We start from the raw sequence: 19539 nt of genomic DNA, 5'->3' as shown, positions 1-19539 counted from the left end.
GTATTAATGCGTAGCCAGCCATAACCGTCGTACGTTACACCAAACCTTATTTTACCAGTGAAAGCAAACAACCAAACCAAAACCAACTGGACTATTTGCCCCGCTTGCCGTGGTCGCGGAAAACAGAGACAGCGCTTGCGTAAAAAAGTGCGTCTGCAATATAAGGCTGCTTGTTATCATTTTGAAAAATCTGGCAAACAGGGAACGCCACCAGTAAAACCTAAAGGCCATTTATACAATTGCCCGTCTTGCCAAGGCTCCGGATTAATTAAGGCTGAAGCTCCAACCAAACCAGATACAGAACACCTACCACACGTAGCCATTATAGGCGCTGGTATTGGCGGCGTGGCTTTAGCAGTTGCTTGTTTACACCGTGGTATTCCGTTTTCATTATTTGAACGCGACACACATTTTAATGTTCGCTCGCAAGGTTATGGCCTTACCTTACAACAAGCTAGTAAAGCCATTGCTGGCTTTGGCATTTTTTCTTTAGAAGAAGGCATTGTATCTACAAGGCATGTTGTACACAACACCAATGGTACTATTGTTGGCGAATGGGGTATGAGAAAATGGTTGGAATCCAAGGAAACTAAAACAGCAAAACGCACTAATATCCACATTGCCAGACAAGCTTTGCGTATGGCTTTGCTAGAGCAATTAGGCACAACAAACAATGTATTTTGGGGACATCAGTTAATTGATTTTAGCAGCTCTAAAACAGGAAAAAACACCTTACGCTTTTCTGTTAATGGTGAAGAAAAAATAGTGCAAACCAATTTAATTGTGGGTGCAGATGGCATACGGAGTACCGTACGCAAGGCTTTATTTGGCCGTAAAGGGATTACGCCGTTGCGGTACTTAAACTGTATGGTTATTTTAGGTATTTGTCCGCTATCCGCGCTTACTAATATTTCAAGTAACTTATTGGACTCGCAAACCGTGTTTCAAACTGCCAATGGGCATGATCGGATTTACGTTATGCCGTTTACCCAGCACAGTGTTATGTGGCAGTTAAGCTTTCCTATTACAGAGGCAGCCGCCAAACAATTAAGCAAACAAGGATCGGAAGCCCTGAAAGCCGAAGCTATTTTGCGCACCAAATGGCACAGTCCCATTCCAGAAATAATTGCCGCTACTCATGAAAACAAAATATCAGGTTATCCTGTTTACGATCGCGCACTTCTAAAAACCACCAATTTTGAAGAAGCCCAGGCCGTTACCTTAATTGGCGATGCCGCACACCCCATGAGTCCGTTTAAAGGACAAGGTGCTAATCAAGCCCTGCTAGACGCCCTTTTGCTGGCACGCACAATTTTTTCTTATTGTAAAACCAGCACTTCTTGGCGTACCCAAGGTTTAAGACACAGCGTTTTACCAACCTTTGAAAAAGACATGTTAAGCCGGAGCGCCATAAAAGTAAAAGACTCTGCTGCCGCTGCTGAATTTTTACATTCTGAAATTGTACTTCATAAAGCTAATAAGCCACGAGGACGTTGCTTGACAGAATCGAAAACACATCAGACAAAAAAAGATTAGCTTCCCTAAAAAATTCAAACAGGTTTTTATAATAATTACACAAACACGCCCATCGCAGAAAACTACCACAGTTGCATTTTCCGAAACAGCTAATTAAACCGTCCAAAAATTAGGCGTATTAAACTAGCTCCTTTTTATTTCGTAAATTACCGCTAGTTTAAAGGCCTTGCTTTAAAATAGTTTATCTAAAAAACGATGCCCATAAATTTCTTGCTGGAGTAAAGAAATATTTTAATACTTAAAAACTATTGTTTTTTTAAGCACGATAGTTTTTAGTTATTTATAAATAGTATTAAAAAATCGGTAATTCGTTTTTGCTGCATAAAGTATCTCTAAATTTGAGCCAATTAAAATAAGTGAAACCCTAAAATTAACAACATATGGAACCTAACAAAAATTCTGAAGCCGCAAACGGCTGCCCTTACCACCAAGACGCCAGTAATAAAGCAGTTATGGCAGAAACCAACCAAGAAGCGCCTGCAGCTAAATGTCCGGTAATGCACGGTGGTAACACCTCAACAAAAACACCTACAATGGCATGGTGGCCAAATGCTTTAAATTTAGATATTTTGCACCAGCACGATACCAAAACCAATCCGCTAGGACCAAATTTTAATTATCGTGAAGAACTAAAAAAACTAGATGTTCCGCAACTAAAAAAAGATTTACATGCACTCATGACGGATAGCCAGGATTGGTGGCCTGCAGACTGGGGTCATTATGGCGGTTTGTTTATTCGTTTATCATGGCATGCAGCTGGTACGTACAGAATCTCTGATGGCCGTGGTGGCGGTGAATCTGGAAGTCAGCGTTTTGCCCCGCTTAACTCTTGGCCAGACAACGTAAGTTTGGATAAAGCCAGACGTTTATTATGGCCAATTAAGAAAAAATACGGCAACAAAGTAAGTTGGGCCGATTTAATTATTTTGGCCGGCACCATTGCCTACGAAAACATGGGACTAAAAACGTTCGGATTTAGCTTTGGAAGAGAAGATATTTGGCATCCAGAAAAAGACACCTACTGGGGTGCAGAAAAAGAATGGTTAGCACCAAGTAATGAACGTTACGACGATATAGACGACCCTAAAACTATGGATAACCCATTGGCTGCCGTTCAAATGGGGCTAATTTACGTTAATCCAGAAGGTGTAAATGGTGTACCTGACCCTTTAAAAACGGCAGCCCATGTGCGCGAAACCTTTGCACGAATGGCTATGAACGACGAGGAAACAGTTGCTTTAACAGCGGGTGGCCATACCGTTGGGAAAACCCACGGAAATGGCGATGCTAGCTTGTTAGGACCAGAACCAGAAGCAGCCAATTTGGAAGAACAAGGTTTAGGCTGGCACAACCCTCATAAAACAGGTAAAGGCAGATATACGGTTACCAGTGGACTTGAAGGCGCTTGGACAACACATCCAACCAAGTGGGATGCCGGGTATTTTGATATGCTATTTAAACACGATTGGGAGCTTGTTAAAAGTCCAGCCGGTGCTTGGCAATGGGAACCTGTATCTATAAAAGAAGCAGACAAACCAGTAGATGTTGAAGACCCAAGCATCAAACTAAACCCCATGATGACGGACGCTGATATGGCCATGAAGATGGATCCTGTTTACAAAGAAATTTCATTGAAATTCATGAAGGATCACGATTATTTTTCAGAAACCTTTGCCCGTGCTTGGTTTAAATTAACACACCGCGATATGGGTCCAAAAACGCGCTATGTTGGCCCAGATGCCCCACAAGAAGATTTAATTTGGCAAGATCCAGTTCCTGCCGGAACGTCTAATTACAACGTAGATGAGGTAAAAGACGCAATTGCGGCTTCTGGTTTATCTATTTCAGAAATGGTTGCAACCGCATGGGATAGTGCCCGTACATACCGCCAATCGGACAAACGTGGTGGTGCAAATGGCGCCCGTATTCGTTTAGCCCCACAAAAAAACTGGGAAGGCAATGAACCTGAAAGACTCGCGCGCGTATTAGCCGTTTTAGAACCAATAGCCAAACAATATAATATTAGCGTAGCGGATACAATTGTTTTAGCTGGTAATGTAGGTATTGAAAAAGCAGCCAGCGCTGGCGGTTACAACATTACGGTACCTTTTGCTCCTGGTCGTGGCGATGCCACCGACAACCAAACAGATGCCGAATCGTTTAAACCACTTGAGCCACTTGCAGATGGTTACAGAAACTGGAGCAAAAAAGACTATGTAGTAAGCCCAGAGGAGTTGCTACTAGACAGAACCCAGCTAATGGGATTAACAGCTCCAGAAATGACGGTTCTTGTAGGTGGCATGAGAATGTTAAACACCAACTACGGCAACACAAAACACGGTGTTTTTACAGATAAACCGGGTGTATTAAGCACTGATTTCTTTGTTAATTTAACCGACATGAATAACAGTTGGGAACCAACCGAAAAGGGCTTGTACAACATTCGCGATCGTAAAACAGGCCAAGTAAAATGGACAGCTACACGCATAGACTTGGTATTTGGCTCTAATTCTATTTTACGCGCCTACTCCGAAGTATATGCTCAAGATGATCATAAAGAAAAATTTATAACCGATTTTGTAAACGCATGGACCAAAGTGATGAATGCGGACAGATTCGATTTATCACAAAGCTAGAAGCAAATGCCTATCAAATAATTCTAGTTTTTACTATTTATTTTTTAAACCTAAAAGCCCTGTTTCAGGGCTTTTTTAGTTTACAAACCAACATTCTAAAATTTCAAACAGCTTGATACCACTTTCAAACCATTTATAAACCTAAAATTGAACTAAATATTCCTAAAGCACCCTGTAATATAGGCTTGCCCCAAACAGCCATAAATCGGCTAAAAAAAAGCTACTTAAAATTAAAATACCGTAAATGAAGCCCATAAAACAGAATATTATAATGCTTCTAATTCATTTTCAAGTTAAAACACGTTATCTTTAGTAAAATTTTAAAAACAGTGCGCGGCTTGAAAACACAATATGCGTCTTTTTCGGTAATTATTATTGGAGGTGGTTTGGCAGGATTAACTGCCGCTATACATTTATCTAATGCTGGTGTGAAGGTTTTACTTATTGAAAAAAACAAGTTTCCCAAACATAAGGTTTGTGGCGAATACATTTCGAACGAAGTCCTTCCGTATCTTACTTTCTTAAATATTGATGTATTTGCTTTGGGCGCTCATAAAATAGATATGCTTCAATTATCCACTTCTAAAAACAAGCAAATAAAAGCCGCTTTGCCTTTGGGTGGATTTGGTATAAGCAGATTTACCTTGGATCATGCTTTAGCAAAAAAAGCCACAAACAGTGGCGTGGAGCTAATAAAAGACACGGTAACTAATATTACCTTTACAAACAATACATTTGTGGTAGAAACAAAAAAAGCTACTTACAAGGCGTTATTTGTTATTGGTGCTCACGGTAAGCGTTCCAATCTGGACGTAAAGCTTAACCGCCCTTTTATGAACCGAAAATCGCCTTTTTTAGCAGTAAAAACCCATCTTGAAGGTCATTTTCCCGATGGTTTAGTAGCGCTTCATAATTTTAATGGCGGCTATTGCGGCATATCAAAAATAGAAAATGACTTAATTAATTTGTGCTACATTACTCAATTTAAAACCTTTAAAGCTTATAAAGACGTTAACAGCTTTCAAGAAGCTATACTATTTAAAAACAACCATATAAAAACGGTTTTGGAGTCTGGTAAATCGGTGTTTAAAGCACCGCTAACGATAAGTCAGATTTCATTTTCAAATAAGAACCCTATAGAAAACCATATTATTATGTGTGGCGATTCTGCTGGTTTAATTCATCCGTTATGTGGCAATGGCATGAGTATGGCTATTAGAAGCGCTCAAATGGCTGCTACCTTACTGTTAGCCTATTTTAATGGTCAGATAACATCGCGAGCAAGTCTGGAACAAGCGTACAAAATGGCTTGGAACAAGGAATTTAAAAGCAGACTACAAGCTGGACATATTACCGCTTCTATTTTAAACAACAGCACTCTGGCCAACACGCTCATGCCATTGGCCCAACAAATCCCTGGTTTACTACCCAAAATAATAACTAAAACCCACGGCAAACCCATGGTTGTATAATGCGTAAATTAATAAACACAACATACCGAACAAATGATGCCGAAATTATGGACGATTTTTCCATAGAAGGTCCAATTCTGCACGATACCCTAAACACCCTAGCTAATATTAATAAATGGCTGGGCGGCAACGCTGTAACACTTAATGCTTTAAAATCCCTTTTAGCAAATTACCCAAAAAACCGACCACTTACCATTATCGATTTAGGCTGTGGCGGAGGCGATATTTTAAGACGAATAGCCAAGTACGGACAAAAGGAAGGCTACACGTTTCAGTTAATAGGTGTAGATGCCAATAAAGAGGCGGTTGTTTATGCCCAACAATTATCGGAAGCCTATCCCAACATTAGCTATGTGGCTTGCAATATTTTATCGGAACAATTTGATGCGCTAGAATACGACATTGTGCTAGCTACATTATTCCTACATCATTTTGAAAACGAACAAATTACAAAACTCCTAACCAAGCTAACCCAGAAAGCCAAGCTAGGCATAATTATTAACGATTTACACAGGCATGCCTGGGCTTATTATTTGTTTAAAATAGTATGCATACCCATAAAAAACCAAATGATAATAGATGATGGCCTTACATCCATTTTACGCGGATTTAAGCGTAAGGAACTAATTGCCTTCTCTAAACAACTAAACGCAACGCCTAAAATAAGCTGGAAATGGGCTTTCCGGTACCAATGGATAATTCAAAAAAAATAATGGCTGTAAAAATAACATCGGTAGCAAAGCAGCTACCAAAATATAACAAAACAACCGCGGAAATCCTCCCATTTCTGGATATTTGGCTAGATGGACAGAATAGCCGATTTAAACGAAAAGTTGTAAAAATTTTCGAAAATGCCGGCGTAGATAAACGGTATTCTATTATGAATCCGACCGAGGTTTTCATGAAAACATCTTTTGAAGAAAAAAATGACCTTTACGTTACAGCGGCTATTGCTTTAGCAGAAGAAGCGCTAGCAAAATCTTTAGAAAAAGCCCGTTTAAAACCCAAGGATATCGATTTTATAATAACGGTAAGTTGTACAGGAATCATGATTCCGTCTTTAGATGCGTATTTAATAAACAAATTACACATGAAACAAGATATTGTGCGACTACCAGTTACCGAAATGGGTTGCGCCGCGGGCGTTTCGGGTATTATTTACGCCAAAAACTTTTTAAAAGCTAACCCCAACAAACGTGCTGCCGTGGTAGCTGTTGAAGCCCCAACAGCTACCTTTCAGCTAGACGATTTTTCAATGGCTAACATTGTAAGCGCGGCTATTTTTGGCGATGGTGCCTCCAGCGTTATTTTAAGTTCTTATGAAAACGATATAGGTCCTACTATTAAAGATGAGGCCATGTACCATTTCTATAACACCGAACAAATAATGGGTTTCAAGTTGGTAAACACAGGACTACAAATGATTTTAGATGTTTCCGTACCAGAAACCATTGCCGCACATTTCCCCAAAATAATTCATCCTTTTTTAGCTAAAAACAACTTAACAATTCAGGATATACAGCATCTCATTTTTCATCCCGGCGGAAAAAAAATTGTGCAAACCGTAGAGGATTTATTTGGTGCATTAGGCAAAAATATAGACGATACCAAAGCAGTATTAAAACTTTACGGCAATTTAAGTAGCGCTACTGTCCTGTATGTTTTGGAACGCTTTATGGATAAAAATTTACCGCAAGGAGGCAGGGGCTTAATGTTAAGTTTTGGTCCCGGATTTTCAGCGCAACGTATTTTATTAGAATGGTAAACACTTTTGAACACAAAAACTACTGGGCACTTATTTTGGGAGGTTCCAGCGGATTAGGATTAGCAACAGCTAAAAAATTGGCGGCGCATGGCATGCATATTTGTGTGGTTCATAGAAACTCCCGCGCGCAACTGCCAGAAATTACAGCACATTTTAATGATATTAAAGCCAGTGGTGTCCAGTTCAAATCCTTTAATTTAGATGCCACCAACCCAGAAAAAAGAAAAGATGTTATAGCAGAATTAGGCTCAATTTTAGGCGAAAAAGGCAAAATTAGAACCCTCATACACAGCATTGCTAAAGGCAACTTGAAACCTATGACGGATGCTAGGCAACCAACTTTAAAGGAGGACGATTTTACAATTACCATAAACGCCATGGCCATTAGTTTATACAACTGGACCTCGGATGTTTTTAACGCCAACTTATGCGCAAAGGATACACGCATTATTAGTTTTACAAGTGAAGGAAATACCAAGGCATGGAAACATTATGCGGCTGTTTCGGCTGCCAAAGTAGCACTAGAAGCCATAAGCAGACATATAGCTTTAGAATTCGCACCCTATGGCATTCGTGCTAATTGCATACAGGCTGGTGTAACAGATACGGCGTCGTTACGTAAAATACCCAACGCTCAAACTATTATAAAGCACAGCCTGCAAAGAAATCCCTTTAAACAATTAACCACTGCAGAAGCCGTTGCCAATGTGGCTTATTTGTTATGCACAGACGAGGCAAGCTGGATAAATGGCAGTATAATACCTGTAGACGGCGGCGAACACATATCCTGATTTCAAACGAATTACACTAAAACTACCCGTTTAAACAACTAGAACATGACATCAAAACAAATTATATCGCTGCTACCCTACCAAGAACCTTTTTTGTTTGTCGATGCCATTACAGCTGTATCCGAAAATAACATTACTGGGCAGTATCTGTTTAGAGAAAATGCCTTTTTTTACGCCGGACATTTTAAGAATAACCCCGTAACACCCGGCGTTATTTTAACAGAATGTATGGCACAAATAGGTCTTGTTTCTTTAGGAATTTATTTAGCACACTGCAAAAAAGAAACTGTAACTAATACTAACGTAGCCCTTACTGGCAGTCAAATAGATTTTTTTCTACCAGTTATGCCAAAGGAATTGGTTACCGTATATTCTGAAAAAATATATTTTAGGTTTAACAAACTTAAATGTCGAGTAAGTCTTAAAAACGCAAAAAACGAATTGGTTTGCAGAGGCGTTATTTCCGGCATGATAAAATCTTCCCAAAATGAAACATAGAGTTGTTATTACCGGTATGGGAGTTGTAGCGCCCAATGGTGTTGGACTACCTAAATTTACCGAAGCCTTAAAAAACGGGACTTCTGGCATACAATATTTCCAAGAATTAAAAGCGCTTCAGTTTTCTTGTTGCATAGGCGGTATTCCAGAGATTTCTGAAAGTTTAAAATTACAATATTTTACACCCTTACAACTACGCGGATTTAATAGTTCGGGAATTTTATATGGGTGCATTGCAGGAATAGACGCTTGGAAAGACGCCGGTTTAGAGGTAAATCCAGATAGCCCATTAGACTATAATAGCGGTACCATTTTTGGCACGGGCACATCTGGTGTCGATAAGTTTAGAGAAGCCATTTATAAAATAGATGCCAAAAATGTAAAACGCCTTGGTAGTACCGCCGTATTGCAAACTATGGCTAGCGGTGTCAGTGCGTTTTTAGGAGGCATACTGGGTTTAGGAAACCAAGTTACCACAAACTCCTCTGCTTGCACCACGGGTACAGAAGCAATTATTTTAGGTATGGAACGCGTACAATCGGGAAAAGCCAAACGCATGTTAGTTGGTAGTAGTAGCGACCACGGCCCTTACATTTGGGGCGGTTTTGATGCCATGCGGGTTATGACCTATAAACATAACAACTCACCAACTACCGGCTCCAGACCCATGAGCGCAACTGCTAGTGGCTTTGTTCCTGGTAGTGGTGCGGGAGCTTTGGTATTAGAATCTTTAGAGAGCGCTTTGGAACGCCAAGCACCTATTTATGCCGAAGTTTTAGGCGGCGCTTTAAATTCGGGAGGCCAGCGACAAGGTGGCTCCATGACAGCTCCAAACGAAGAAGCTGTGGTACGCTGTATTACCGACGCTATAAGTAATGCAGGAATTAATTCCAGCGCTATTGATACCATTAACGGCCACTTAACAGCAACTACTAAAGATAGTGTGGAAATTAAAAATTGGAGCAACGCTTTAAACAGACAAGGAACAGATTTTCCGTATATCAACTCATTAAAATCCCTAGTAGGTCACTGCCTTACAGCTGCTGGCAGTATTGAAAGTGTTGCCACCGTATTACAAATAAAGGAGCAATTCATTTTCCCAAACATTAACTGTTCAGACTTACACCCTGAAATTGCGCAGCTTATTGCCGAAGAAAAAGTACCCAAAACAAGTTTAAAAACCACTATTAATATCGCCGCAAAAGCCAGTTTTGGTTTTGGCGATGTTAACGGATGTGTTATCTTTAAAAAAAATTCTGAATAACTATGAAAAAAGACCTAGTAATTTCTAAACTTAAGAAAATTGTTAAACCGTATATTCAAAACGAAGAAGCCTTTCAGAATTTAACAGAGGAAACCGATTTTGTAAACGATCTGCACATTAATTCTGCAAATTTAGTAGATGTTGTGCTGGATGTAGAAGACGAGTTTGATATTAGAATTGAAAACGAGGACATGGAAAAAATGCTATCCGTAAAAGCTGCCATGGAAATTATTGAACAAAAATTAGCAGAACAATGATTGGCAACGATATTGTTGATTTAAATATAGCAGCCCAGCAATCTAATTGGAAACGCCCGCGGTTTTTGAACAAAATTTTTACTGAACAAGAACAACAACTAATTCATAATTCAAAAAACCAAACAACTACCGTTTGGCGCCTTTGGAGTATGAAAGAGGCTGCTTATAAAATAAACATTCAGCAATATGGCGGACGCCTGTTTGCTCCAAAAAAATTACAATGCACCATACTTACAAATCAAAAAGGCTGGGTACGCTTTATGGGCCAAACCTATCAAACACAATCGGTTGTTACTAAAAATAGTATAAGTACCATAGCCCACACCCTAGCCCAAAAACAATTTATTCATAAGGTTTTTAAAATTAATGACAGTAGCTACCAAGCACAGTCGGATAAAACAAAACAAGAACTTTTACAACTGGTTTCGCAGTATAAAAAAGTGCCTATTCATAACTTGCAAATCTGTAAGGATGCCAACAATATACCCCAACTTTTTTTCAAGGGTATCAAGCAAAAAATAAGTATTTCTATGGCACACCACGGCCTGTATGGTGGCTGCGGCATTTGTTGGTAGTAGCCCCGTTTTATGGGCTTCAGTATTACGCTCAATGGCATAAACAAACTAGGTTAGTTTGTGCAATTTTACAGCTTTTTTTTAAACGGAAAACAAGGCAAGAACATTTCAAAATACACTTCTTAAAACAGCATTTTTTAATCAATTTGCTGCCAAAATATTGCAACGAAAACTCGCTTTCCTTCTGCTAAAAAACACAAACCAAATTATTTGTTAAATATCTCTTTTAAAAGCATTTATCATAGATTAATTCTAATTAAAATTGTATCTTGACTACAGCGGCTATTGGTACTTAAGCGGGCATAAATAGCTGTAAAATCTGTTAACCAATAAAATATATACCCAATGAATTTAGTCTTAAAAAAACTCAAAAACATGAGTTCAGAAAATTGCATTAGCATAATTATGAACACCCACCGAACCAAACCTGGCTACTTAAAGGATGCCTTGGCACTTAAAAACCTAATTAAAGAGGCAGAAAATAGGCTTTTAGCCGCTACATCAAAACAACAAACAGACGTTTTGGTTAACAAACTGGAAGCTTTGGCAGATAAAATAGAACACGACCATAATTTAGATAGTTTAATGCTATTTGTAAATGAAGATGTATCGGAATGTATTAAACTTCCTTTACCGGTAACCGATCGTGTGGTGTTGGATACCACCTTTGCCACGCGCGATTTGGTTCGTGCTATGCACACGGAATCTAACTACTACGTTTTAGTTTTAAGTCAGGATAAAGTGCGTTTCATTGAGGCATTAAACGATAAGGTTGTGCAAGAATTTGCTGGTGTATTTCCTATGGAAAATACCCAATTTCCTACCAGAAACAACACAGAACCCGTGGTATCGTCCAGACAACGCCAATTAATTGCCGAATTTTTTAATCAAGTAGACAAGGAAGTAAATAAAATTAGACAACAAAATCCGTTACCGGTTTTAATTTGTACGGTGGAAGAAAACTATTCGGAATACTTAAAAATAGCCGACGAAAAACACAGTATTATAGACACTTTTTTAAGCAGAAATAGAATAACCGAAAAGGACCACGCCATTGTTGCAGATGCTTACGAAGTTATAAAAACATACAACCGCAACAATACAATTGCCCGTAAAGAAGCGCTACAAAAGGCTATTTCCGACGGCCGATTTTTAAATGACATCTCTGATATTTGGAAAGCATTAAACAAAGGAAGGGTTCAAACACTTTTTATTGAAAAAGGACTTTACCAACCCGCCATTATAAAACCAGATAGTTTAGAAGTTATTGTCGTATCCGAGTTCCAACGTACCGACTCCAATGTAATAGACGATATTTACGATGAGATGATTGAAATAAATATGCGTTACGGCGGCGATGTGGTATTTATGCCTAAAGGTGAATTAGAGGCCTATAACGGCTTTGTTGCCATAACAAGATATTAATAACACAAAAATAAATAGTATCATGAAAACACAAAAAAAAGTAGTTGTTATTACGGGAGGTGCCGGTGGCATAGGGCAAGCCTGTGCGCGCGCCTTTAAAAATGATCCGCTTATATTAACAGACTATTCGCAAGAAAAAGTAGACAGTGCAGTAAGCAAATTAGCAAACGAGGGCTTTGAAGTATCTGGTATTGCCTGCGATATTACAGCACCAAAGGACATTGAAAAACTTGTTAACTATGTTTCGGAAGCTGGCCAACTAAAAGCTTTAATACATACCGCTGGAGTTAGTGGAACCGTTAAAGATGTAAAAAAAGTGTATACCATAGATTTGGTGGCCACCAATTTGTTAGTGGACGCTTTTTACAACATAGCTACTAAAAACTCTGTAGCCATATTACTGGCCTCCATGATGGCCCATGCCGTTCCACCTAACGAGGTTTACGACCAGGCTTTAACGCATCCGCAAGAAGCCGACTCCTTTAACATTGTTAATAAATTTGTTCAAGACGACTCGGATACGATGTATAATTTTGCCAAACGTGGCGTTTTACTATTAACCCAAAAAAACGCCAACAAATGGGGCGATAAAGGCGCCCGAATAGTATCTGTATCACCTGGTGTTATTGAAACGGCCATGGCATTAAAAGCTGCTGAAGAACACCCAGAGCGCATGGAAAAAATTAAGCAGGCAACGCCTTTAAAACGAAACGGCCAACCCGAAGATGTAGCCAATGTTATTCAATTTTTAGCTAGTAATGCTGCGAGTTTTATAACGGGTACAGACATTTTAGTGGACGGTGGTGTTATCCATAACATCAAAAAAATGGGCTAGCGCAAAACACCTTCAAAAAAAAGCACCGTAACAAACAACATGGTTATTGCGGTGTTTTTTTTTATTAATAAAGCAAAGGCTATCTGTAGTTTTAAAACAGGAAACCGCTATGGTAATATGCCTTTTTAAGTTTATAACAGGTATGAATGGCGCATTTTAAATTCTATAAAACCTAATCCAGACAAGCCAATATTATAAAAGTCGCTTTCACTTTTAGTTAATTGTTCTTCAAATTTTAGTAACTTTCACGTTTCATATATCACTATAATTAAAAGGCATACAAGCATTTTTCATAAAAAATAAGTATGCTAAAAACGTTTAAAAGAAAAAATGTAAAATTACTCATGAAACGATAATACTAAACAAAAAGTCGTTTCCATATAAAGCTTAACTTTAATTTTATTTATGTTAGAATTTTTACAAACGCACCAAAAGGATATTATTCACGGACTTATAATTATTACGGGGGTTATTATTTTACGATGGATAACGAACACTTTACACAAATGGCTTTCAAAGGAAAAGCAATTAAAATCGCCTACCAGACCTTCCCGGCCGTTGCGTGTGTTAAAAAATATTTTAAACACCCTATGGATTGTTTTAGGTTTAATAGCCTTAAGCTATATTATAGCAGATGAAAGCCAGCATAATAGTTTATCCGAAGATTTTAAAACAGCCGTGTATGTAGCCGTTGTTTTAGCTTTAACCATTATTGCTGCTACAACCGCAAATATGTGGTTTTTATACGATATTGAAAAGAAAACAGAAAGTGGCTACGACGCTACCAGCTACAAATTTCTACGATATGTAGCGCTAGCAGCCATCTATTTTTTTGGTGGTGTGCTGTGCCTGTTAGCCTTCCCATCTTTAAAAACCATTGCCCAAACCGCTTTAGGTGGCGCAGGTGTGTTAACCATAATTACAGGTTTGTCTGCACAGGAGGCATTAGCAAATATTATTGGTGGCTTATTTATTATTTTATTTAAGCCGTTTAAAATTAACGATTTAGTTAAAATAAGCGATTCCATGATTGGCCGCGTTACCGATATTACTTTAAGGCATACCATTATTAGAAATTTCGAAAACAAAATGATTATTATACCCAATGCCATAATTAACAAAGAGAAGCTTATTAATTACGATATGGGCGAACTAAAAATTTCTGAACGTATTGAAATAGGTATTTCCTATGATAGCGATGTAGAATTAGCAAAAAAAATTATGCGTGAAGAATGCGAAAACCATCCGCTTATTCTAGACAACCGGACACAAACAGAAATTCACCAAGGCAAGCCTATTGTAAAAACAGCATTAATAGAATTAAACGACTATTCTGTAACCATTCGTGCATGGACATGGGCAAGAAATTACAACGATGCCTTTCAGTTAAAAATTGATGTTTTAGATAGCATAAAAAAACGATTTGAAAAAGAAGGCATCGAAATTCCTTTCCCATACCGAACCGTTATAATGAAAAAAGAAACCAGCCATTAACAACAAAAACCCCACTTAAAAGCGTCAATCTTTTAGTAGAAATTTAAGGTTTACACACATAAAATTAGTATGTTTAACCAATAAACACTTTTAACATGAAAAACATAATTATTCCCGTAGACTTCTCCAAACAATCGGAATTTGCTCTAGAAACAGCTGCTATTATTGCTAAAAAACACGATGCCACCTTACACGTATTGCATATGCTTGAATTATCGGACTCGCTAATTAGCCAATCAGAAAATCAAAGCAAAAATGAAATGATGTTTATGATTGCCCTAACTAAAAAGAAATTTGAGCCTTTTTTAGATAAAGCATATTTAGAAGGAGTAACCGTTCAACCTGTTATAAAACGCCATAAAGTATATAACGAAGTAGACGCTTTTGCGAGTCAGGTAGACGCCGATTTAATTGTAATGGGCTCCCAAGGCATTACACTGCAAGATGGTATTTTTGCCGGATCTAATGCCGAAAAAATGGTGCGTAACAGTAGCACACCGGTGTTAATTGTTAAATCGGCACCAACAAACTTTAATCTAGACAATGTAATTTTTGGTACCGATATGCGTTTGGAAAGCATTCCTACTTACAAAAAAGCAGTCGCATTATTTTCAAAATTAGGAGCTACACTGCAACCTGTTTATGTAAACAGACCTTATAATAACTTTATAAATTCTAAAGAGTTTAACACCAAATTAAAGGCCTTTACAGAAGCTGGCGGACCAGAAAAAGTAAAATTTATTGCAGGGCATACCATTGAAGACGGCTTAATGCAATACGCCGAAGAAACCAATGCAAGCTTAATTGCTATAAGTACTAATGCCAGAAAAGGATTAAACAGATTATTAAAGGGTAGTATATCCGAAGATTTAGCCAACCAATCCAAACTTCCAGTAATGACCTTTAAACTTTAAAAACGGCATATATTAATAATAATAACACCACTAAAACCGTCTTTTGGTGGTGTTTTCGCATACTAAAATGGGCTTAAGCTGGAACACAAAAACATAAGCTGCCAATATTTACGTTAGTTTTTAAAGCCTTTTTTGGTACATTTTTAAGCACACAACTACGCTGTAAGGTAACAGAAGTAAAACAGACCAAGGCCACGTGTATTAACCCTAATTTTTTTTTGATTAATCCTATTTTAAGCCGTGTAAGAACCACTTAAACAAATAACTTTTAAATTTAAGCGCTATGTTAGAAGATAAAAACAACCCACTTATTTGCGATATCGAAACAGGTTTATGTAATACCGAAGAAAACCATACGGAAAGTCATTTACAGCACACCGCGTTACCCGAAGAAAACCCTCTGAAATTAATTTATTATACAGATCCTATCTGTTCCTCCTGCTGGGGTATAGAGCCTCAATTACGCAAACTAAAGCTCACCTATGGCCATGGTATAGAAATTGACTACCGCATGGGTGGTTTACTTCCAAATTGGAGTTATAATAGTGGGGGTATAAGCAAACCCTCGGACGTTGCCTCACACTGGGATGAGGTAAGTCTGCATTACGATATGCCCATAAACGGCGATTTGTGGCTGGAAGACCCATTAAGTTCTTCCTTTCCGCCGTCTGTTGCCTTCAAAGCTGCACAAATTCAGGACAAAAACAAGGCCATTTTATTTTTGCGCCGTTTGCGTGAAATGGTTTTTCTAAAAAAAATGAATATTACAAAATGGTCCCACCTTCATGATGCTGCCGAAAATGCTGGATTAAATGTGGACCAATTGAAAACTGATTTCGAGTCAAATACCGCTAACAACTTGTTTCAAGAAGATTTAAAATTAGGCTCACAATTAGGCGTTCGGGGGTTTCCAACGGTTTTTTTTATAAATAACAACCAAGTAGAAACAGCCGTATACGGTGCTCGCCCGTATGCCAATTACGAGGCGGCTATTTTAAAACTAAATCCGAATATAAAGGCAAAGGAATATTCGCGTAGCTGGGAAGCTTTATTCCATATTTATCCAACGCTTACAGCCAAGGAATATGCCATACTTTCAGGAATATCGAGACAGGAATCTGAACCCTTTTTAAACGCTTTAGTAGCTAGCAACCAATTAAAAACGTTTGACACCAAAAATGGCTCTATTTGGTATTTACCAAATGTTGCTTTTTAATAAGCTTATTTGCAGCCGCCCAATTGTTGCGTTTACGTAGTTGTGTAAACCAGATTGCGTTTTGCTGAAAGCAAGCGCACCGGCTTGCAAGGAGTACTGTAACATTCATACACATGCTAATAGCTAAATTTAGGTTTCAGCTGAATTCGGAACTCACTAGTAGCATGTGTGCCTTTTTTGTGTGCCTTTTTTTAGTTAAATGAAGGTAATCTGTACTTAAAGTAAGAATCTAAAATAATTGCCAAACCCTTGACTTTACCGCATAAAAAAAGAGTAACCATTGCTGATTACTCTTGCCTAGTAGCGGGAACAGGACTCGAACCTGTGACCTTCGGGTTATGAGCCCGACGAGCTACCTACTGCTCTATCCCTATAAATATCAACACTTTAACACTCTATATTTATCATAGACCTTCATAAATATTAATAGCCATTTATAAAGTGATGCCGAAAAGTGTGCCTTATTTACTCTGCAATACTATTTGGCAATGGTATTTATCTTTGATTAGAACTTTAATAGTTACCTCTTTAAATGCACACTGATTAACTTTAGATTTTAGATAACTGTAATGAGATAGCTCAAATTCGCAAATTACGCCATAGAGTATATCTCCATTATATTGTAAAATTGGATTACTAGAAAAAGCTATTCCAAGTAGTGTTTTAAAATCTCCTTTTATATACTCATAATTTTCATACTCTAATCCATTACTAAAAGTTGATTCTAAAGTCTTAAGATTAAATTCATTTAACTCATATTGTTCTCCAATCTTAAATGGTAATTCTTTTAATAAGGAATTACACATACCTTAATTAAAAGTATATTGATACTGATAACTTTGTTGGCTTATAGTTTCTTGATGTACATTAACACCATTCACAGAACCATAAAAACGCATTTCAGCTTGAGATGAATCTTCTATATAAAATTCTAACTCAAAGCTTGCTGTATTCTCTGGAATCTCTACACTAACTATATTTTGAGTATAATCGAAATCTGAATTAATTGTTGACTCTGTACCATCCTCTAAAGTCACTATAGTTGTTAACCCTACAGACACCCAACTTTCAAGAGTTCCTGTTGTAAACTCTACTATATGAGATTGACTAATTTGTTGTTCTTCTTCCTGATTGTCATCATCACTTGAACAGGCTGTAAACATAAAAATGGCTATTAATGCTAAAAAAATATTCTTCATAATTTATTATTTATTGGTTAATTGATTTTTTTGTTAAAATGGCAAGTCATTATCTGGTTCATCTATAAAGCTTGCTGATTCTTGTTCTTGTAAATTATTGGCAATTGGTTCTTGACTACTTATTAGCTCTATTCTCCAACCTTGAATTGTATTAAAATATTTGGATACTCCCTCTGGACTAACCCACTCTCTACCTCTTAAATTAAGAGCAATTTTTACTTCTTGACCTACATCAAAGCTATCTAGCAAATCACACTTATCTTGTATAAACTCTACTAAAATATGTTGAGGATACTGCTCTTCTGTAGTTATAACAACCTCTCTTTTTCTAAAGCCATTATCACCTAGGACTTGAGTCCCATTTAAAATTTTTATCTTTCCTATTAAGTCCATTTGTTGACGTTTTAATTTTCATTATAATATCTTTAAGATATACCTCTTCTTTACTAGATGGTTTTGTGGTTTCAAAACTCTTGTTTACATCTTCATATAGCTCTGTGAATAGTAATTCTATTATAAAGGATTTATGCTCTCTCAAGTTTCTGTCAGGAAATTCTGCTCTTAAAATGTCTCTAATTTTACTTAAAGCTATATATCTTTCTTCATGTTTAAGCAACCACCAAGCAACTTTATCCCTACTACAAAGACCTTCAAGATTTAATAAAGCTTCTAGCTCTTCCATTACCTCTTTAAACCTCATACTAACCTATTCTATTTATAGAATTTTTAAAATTGAATTTACTATAAAACTCTATAAACAATTGTCTCTCCTTAAAAGAATAACCTTCATATACCATTATCGACTTACTTCCATTACTACCATTTGAAGCACTAAAAAAGATAAAGTCATTTTCAAACTTATCAGAATCTGAACTTTCTACATTAATTGGGCTGAACTCTAGTATTCTTTTACCTGCATGATTCAATTCATAAACATTAAGACCTTCAAAAATTAATTTATAAGGCACTTCACTAGATGAAATCATTTTATAGGGGATATAAAAAAGTCCCACAAATGACAGTAGCATCATTAAAATACTATTACTAAACAATGCTAATCCACTTACAACTAAAAGCACTAATAGAACAACATAAAAATGCTCAAACATCAAATGTTTATGTAACATGTTTTTATGGTTTGTATTCACAAAAACCAAACTATTAGCTTTGTTTTTAGAGCCCTTCAACTCATAACTAATAGAATCTTCTTTATCCTTATAAAGGTCTAAAACAACATTTTCTTTAGACCTCAATGAGTCTTTGTTTTCTGTAATTCTTGAAATATTTAGCTTCATATTGTATCATTATACATTTAACAAACATACTTATTTTATCATTTATGATAACCAAAACACTGCACTTAATTATCATTTTTGACAACTAGATAATAAGTGTTTTAAAATGGATGATAAAGACCAACTTCAAGTAGCAATTGGAAAACGAGTTAAAATGTTAAGAGAAAAGCAAGGAATTGCTCAACAAGACCTTGCTGCTAAATGTAATATTGAAAAATCTAACTTTAGTCGTTTAGAAGCTGGTGGAACCAACCCTACTTTATACACTTTAAAAAGGATTGCTGATAATTTAGGAATTACTTTATGTGATATTGTAAACCTAGAGGATAAAAAGTAAGATTTAGCTATTAATACTAATCTACAGGTC

21 protein-coding genes and 1 tRNA gene are annotated in these 19539 nt (G+C 37.2%); 16 read left to right on the top strand and 6 right to left on the bottom strand.

Features of this window, described 5'->3' with window-relative positions:
- Nucleotides 1–57: 57 nt before the first annotated feature.
- The 15 genes from ACFSQP_RS11365 (at nt 58) to ACFSQP_RS11295 (ending at nt 16678) form a co-directional block, all read left to right on the top strand.
- On the top strand, nt 58–1536 hold the full coding sequence (locus tag ACFSQP_RS11365) for an FAD-dependent oxidoreductase (RefSeq protein WP_376894552.1): 1479 nt from the start codon (nt 58–60) through the stop codon (nt 1534–1536).
- 380 nt (nt 1537–1916) lie between these two features.
- On the top strand, nt 1917–4172 hold the full coding sequence (gene katG / locus ACFSQP_RS11360) for a catalase/peroxidase HPI (protein ID WP_376894550.1): 2256 nt from the start codon (nt 1917–1919) through the stop codon (nt 4170–4172).
- A gap of 329 nt (nt 4173–4501) precedes the next feature.
- Nucleotides 4502–5644, top strand: coding sequence for an NAD(P)/FAD-dependent oxidoreductase (locus tag ACFSQP_RS11355; RefSeq protein WP_376894548.1), 1143 nt, complete (start codon nt 4502–4504; stop codon nt 5642–5644).
- Nucleotides 5644–6357, top strand: a complete 714-nt coding sequence (locus ACFSQP_RS11350) for a methyltransferase domain-containing protein (protein ID WP_376894546.1) — start codon at nt 5644–5646, stop codon at nt 6355–6357. The genes ACFSQP_RS11355 and ACFSQP_RS11350 overlap by 1 nt, the downstream gene beginning before the upstream one ends.
- A complete protein-coding gene (locus tag ACFSQP_RS11345; RefSeq protein ID WP_376894543.1) occupies nt 6357–7409 on the top strand; it encodes a type III polyketide synthase in 1053 nt (350 codons plus the stop codon). Before ACFSQP_RS11350 ends, ACFSQP_RS11345 begins: the two co-directional genes overlap by 1 nt.
- Nucleotides 7403–8200 (top strand): SDR family oxidoreductase, encoded by a 798-nt coding sequence (locus ACFSQP_RS11340; RefSeq protein WP_376894540.1) that lies wholly within the window; start codon nt 7403–7405, stop codon nt 8198–8200. Before ACFSQP_RS11345 ends, ACFSQP_RS11340 begins: the two co-directional genes overlap by 7 nt.
- 45 nt (nt 8201–8245) lie before the next feature.
- Nucleotides 8246–8698 (top strand): 3-hydroxyacyl-ACP dehydratase FabZ family protein, encoded by a 453-nt coding sequence (locus ACFSQP_RS11335; RefSeq protein ID WP_376894538.1) that lies wholly within the window; start codon nt 8246–8248, stop codon nt 8696–8698.
- On the top strand, nt 8688–9962 hold the full coding sequence (locus tag ACFSQP_RS11330) for a beta-ketoacyl-[acyl-carrier-protein] synthase family protein (protein WP_376894536.1): 1275 nt from the start codon (nt 8688–8690) through the stop codon (nt 9960–9962). The genes ACFSQP_RS11335 and ACFSQP_RS11330 overlap by 11 nt, the downstream gene beginning before the upstream one ends.
- A gap of 2 nt (nt 9963–9964) precedes the next feature.
- On the top strand, nt 9965–10219 hold the full coding sequence (locus ACFSQP_RS11325) for an acyl carrier protein (protein WP_376894534.1): 255 nt from the start codon (nt 9965–9967) through the stop codon (nt 10217–10219).
- The gene (locus ACFSQP_RS11320) at nt 10216–10794 is read left to right on the top strand and encodes a 4'-phosphopantetheinyl transferase superfamily protein (protein WP_376894532.1); all 579 of its coding nucleotides are present in this window, start codon (nt 10216–10218) and stop codon (nt 10792–10794) included. Before ACFSQP_RS11325 ends, ACFSQP_RS11320 begins: the two co-directional genes overlap by 4 nt.
- 345 nt (nt 10795–11139) lie before the next feature.
- Nucleotides 11140–12219, top strand: a complete 1080-nt coding sequence (locus tag ACFSQP_RS11315) for an AOC03_06830 family ribosome hibernation factor (RefSeq protein ID WP_449252221.1) — start codon at nt 11140–11142, stop codon at nt 12217–12219.
- A 22-nt stretch (nt 12220–12241) separates the two neighbouring features.
- Nucleotides 12242–13054, top strand: coding sequence for an SDR family oxidoreductase (locus ACFSQP_RS11310; protein WP_376894527.1), 813 nt, complete (start codon nt 12242–12244; stop codon nt 13052–13054).
- 405 nt (nt 13055–13459) lie between these two features.
- Complete coding sequence (locus tag ACFSQP_RS11305) at nt 13460–14548, top strand: mechanosensitive ion channel family protein (protein ID WP_376894524.1); 1089 nt, start codon at nt 13460–13462, stop codon at nt 14546–14548.
- 95 nt (nt 14549–14643) lie between these two features.
- Nucleotides 14644–15462 (top strand): universal stress protein, encoded by an 819-nt coding sequence (locus ACFSQP_RS11300; protein WP_376894522.1) that lies wholly within the window; start codon nt 14644–14646, stop codon nt 15460–15462.
- Between the two features lie 283 nt (nt 15463–15745).
- Complete coding sequence (locus ACFSQP_RS11295; RefSeq protein ID WP_376894519.1) at nt 15746–16678, top strand: DsbA family protein; 933 nt, start codon at nt 15746–15748, stop codon at nt 16676–16678.
- A 301-nt stretch (nt 16679–16979) separates the two neighbouring features.
- On the opposite strand, the gene ACFSQP_RS11290 is transcribed toward ACFSQP_RS11295, so the two are convergent.
- The 6 genes from ACFSQP_RS11290 to ACFSQP_RS11265 all read right to left on the bottom strand — a co-directional run bounded on the left by ACFSQP_RS11290 (nt 16980) and on the right by ACFSQP_RS11265 (nt 19172).
- Nucleotides 16980–17052: transfer RNA gene (locus ACFSQP_RS11290), tRNA-Met, on the bottom strand.
- Nucleotides 17053–17139: 87 nt separating this feature from the next.
- Complete coding sequence (locus tag ACFSQP_RS11285; RefSeq protein ID WP_376894516.1) at nt 17140–17484, bottom strand: hypothetical protein; 345 nt, start codon at nt 17482–17484, stop codon at nt 17140–17142.
- Between the two features lie 3 nt (nt 17485–17487).
- Entirely contained in the window at nt 17488–17877 is a 390-nt protein-coding gene (locus ACFSQP_RS11280) for a hypothetical protein (RefSeq protein ID WP_376894513.1), read from the bottom strand.
- Between the two features lie 33 nt (nt 17878–17910).
- Nucleotides 17911–18270: a DUF3127 domain-containing protein gene (locus ACFSQP_RS11275; RefSeq protein ID WP_376894510.1), complete on the bottom strand. Its 360-nt coding sequence runs from the start codon at nt 18268–18270 to the stop codon at nt 17911–17913.
- Nucleotides 18218–18577, bottom strand: coding sequence for a hypothetical protein (locus ACFSQP_RS11270; RefSeq protein WP_376894507.1), 360 nt, complete (start codon nt 18575–18577; stop codon nt 18218–18220). The genes ACFSQP_RS11275 and ACFSQP_RS11270 overlap by 53 nt, the downstream gene beginning before the upstream one ends.
- Nucleotide 18578: 1 nt before the next feature.
- Nucleotides 18579–19172 (bottom strand): hypothetical protein, encoded by a 594-nt coding sequence (locus tag ACFSQP_RS11265; RefSeq protein ID WP_376894505.1) that lies wholly within the window; start codon nt 19170–19172, stop codon nt 18579–18581.
- A 106-nt stretch (nt 19173–19278) separates the two neighbouring features.
- On the opposite strand from ACFSQP_RS11265, the gene ACFSQP_RS11260 reads away from it, so the two are divergent.
- A complete protein-coding gene (locus tag ACFSQP_RS11260; RefSeq protein WP_147678672.1) occupies nt 19279–19509 on the top strand; it encodes a helix-turn-helix domain-containing protein in 231 nt (76 codons plus the stop codon).
- The last annotated feature ends 30 nt before the right edge of the window (nt 19510–19539 follow it).

This window comes from Bizionia sediminis, assembly GCF_042684585.1.
GTDB classification, from domain to species: domain Bacteria; phylum Bacteroidota; class Bacteroidia; order Flavobacteriales; family Flavobacteriaceae; genus Algorimicrobium; species Algorimicrobium sediminis.
The sequence above is the reverse complement of the archived record's forward strand: the minus strand, read 5'-3'. Positions and strand labels throughout refer to the sequence as shown.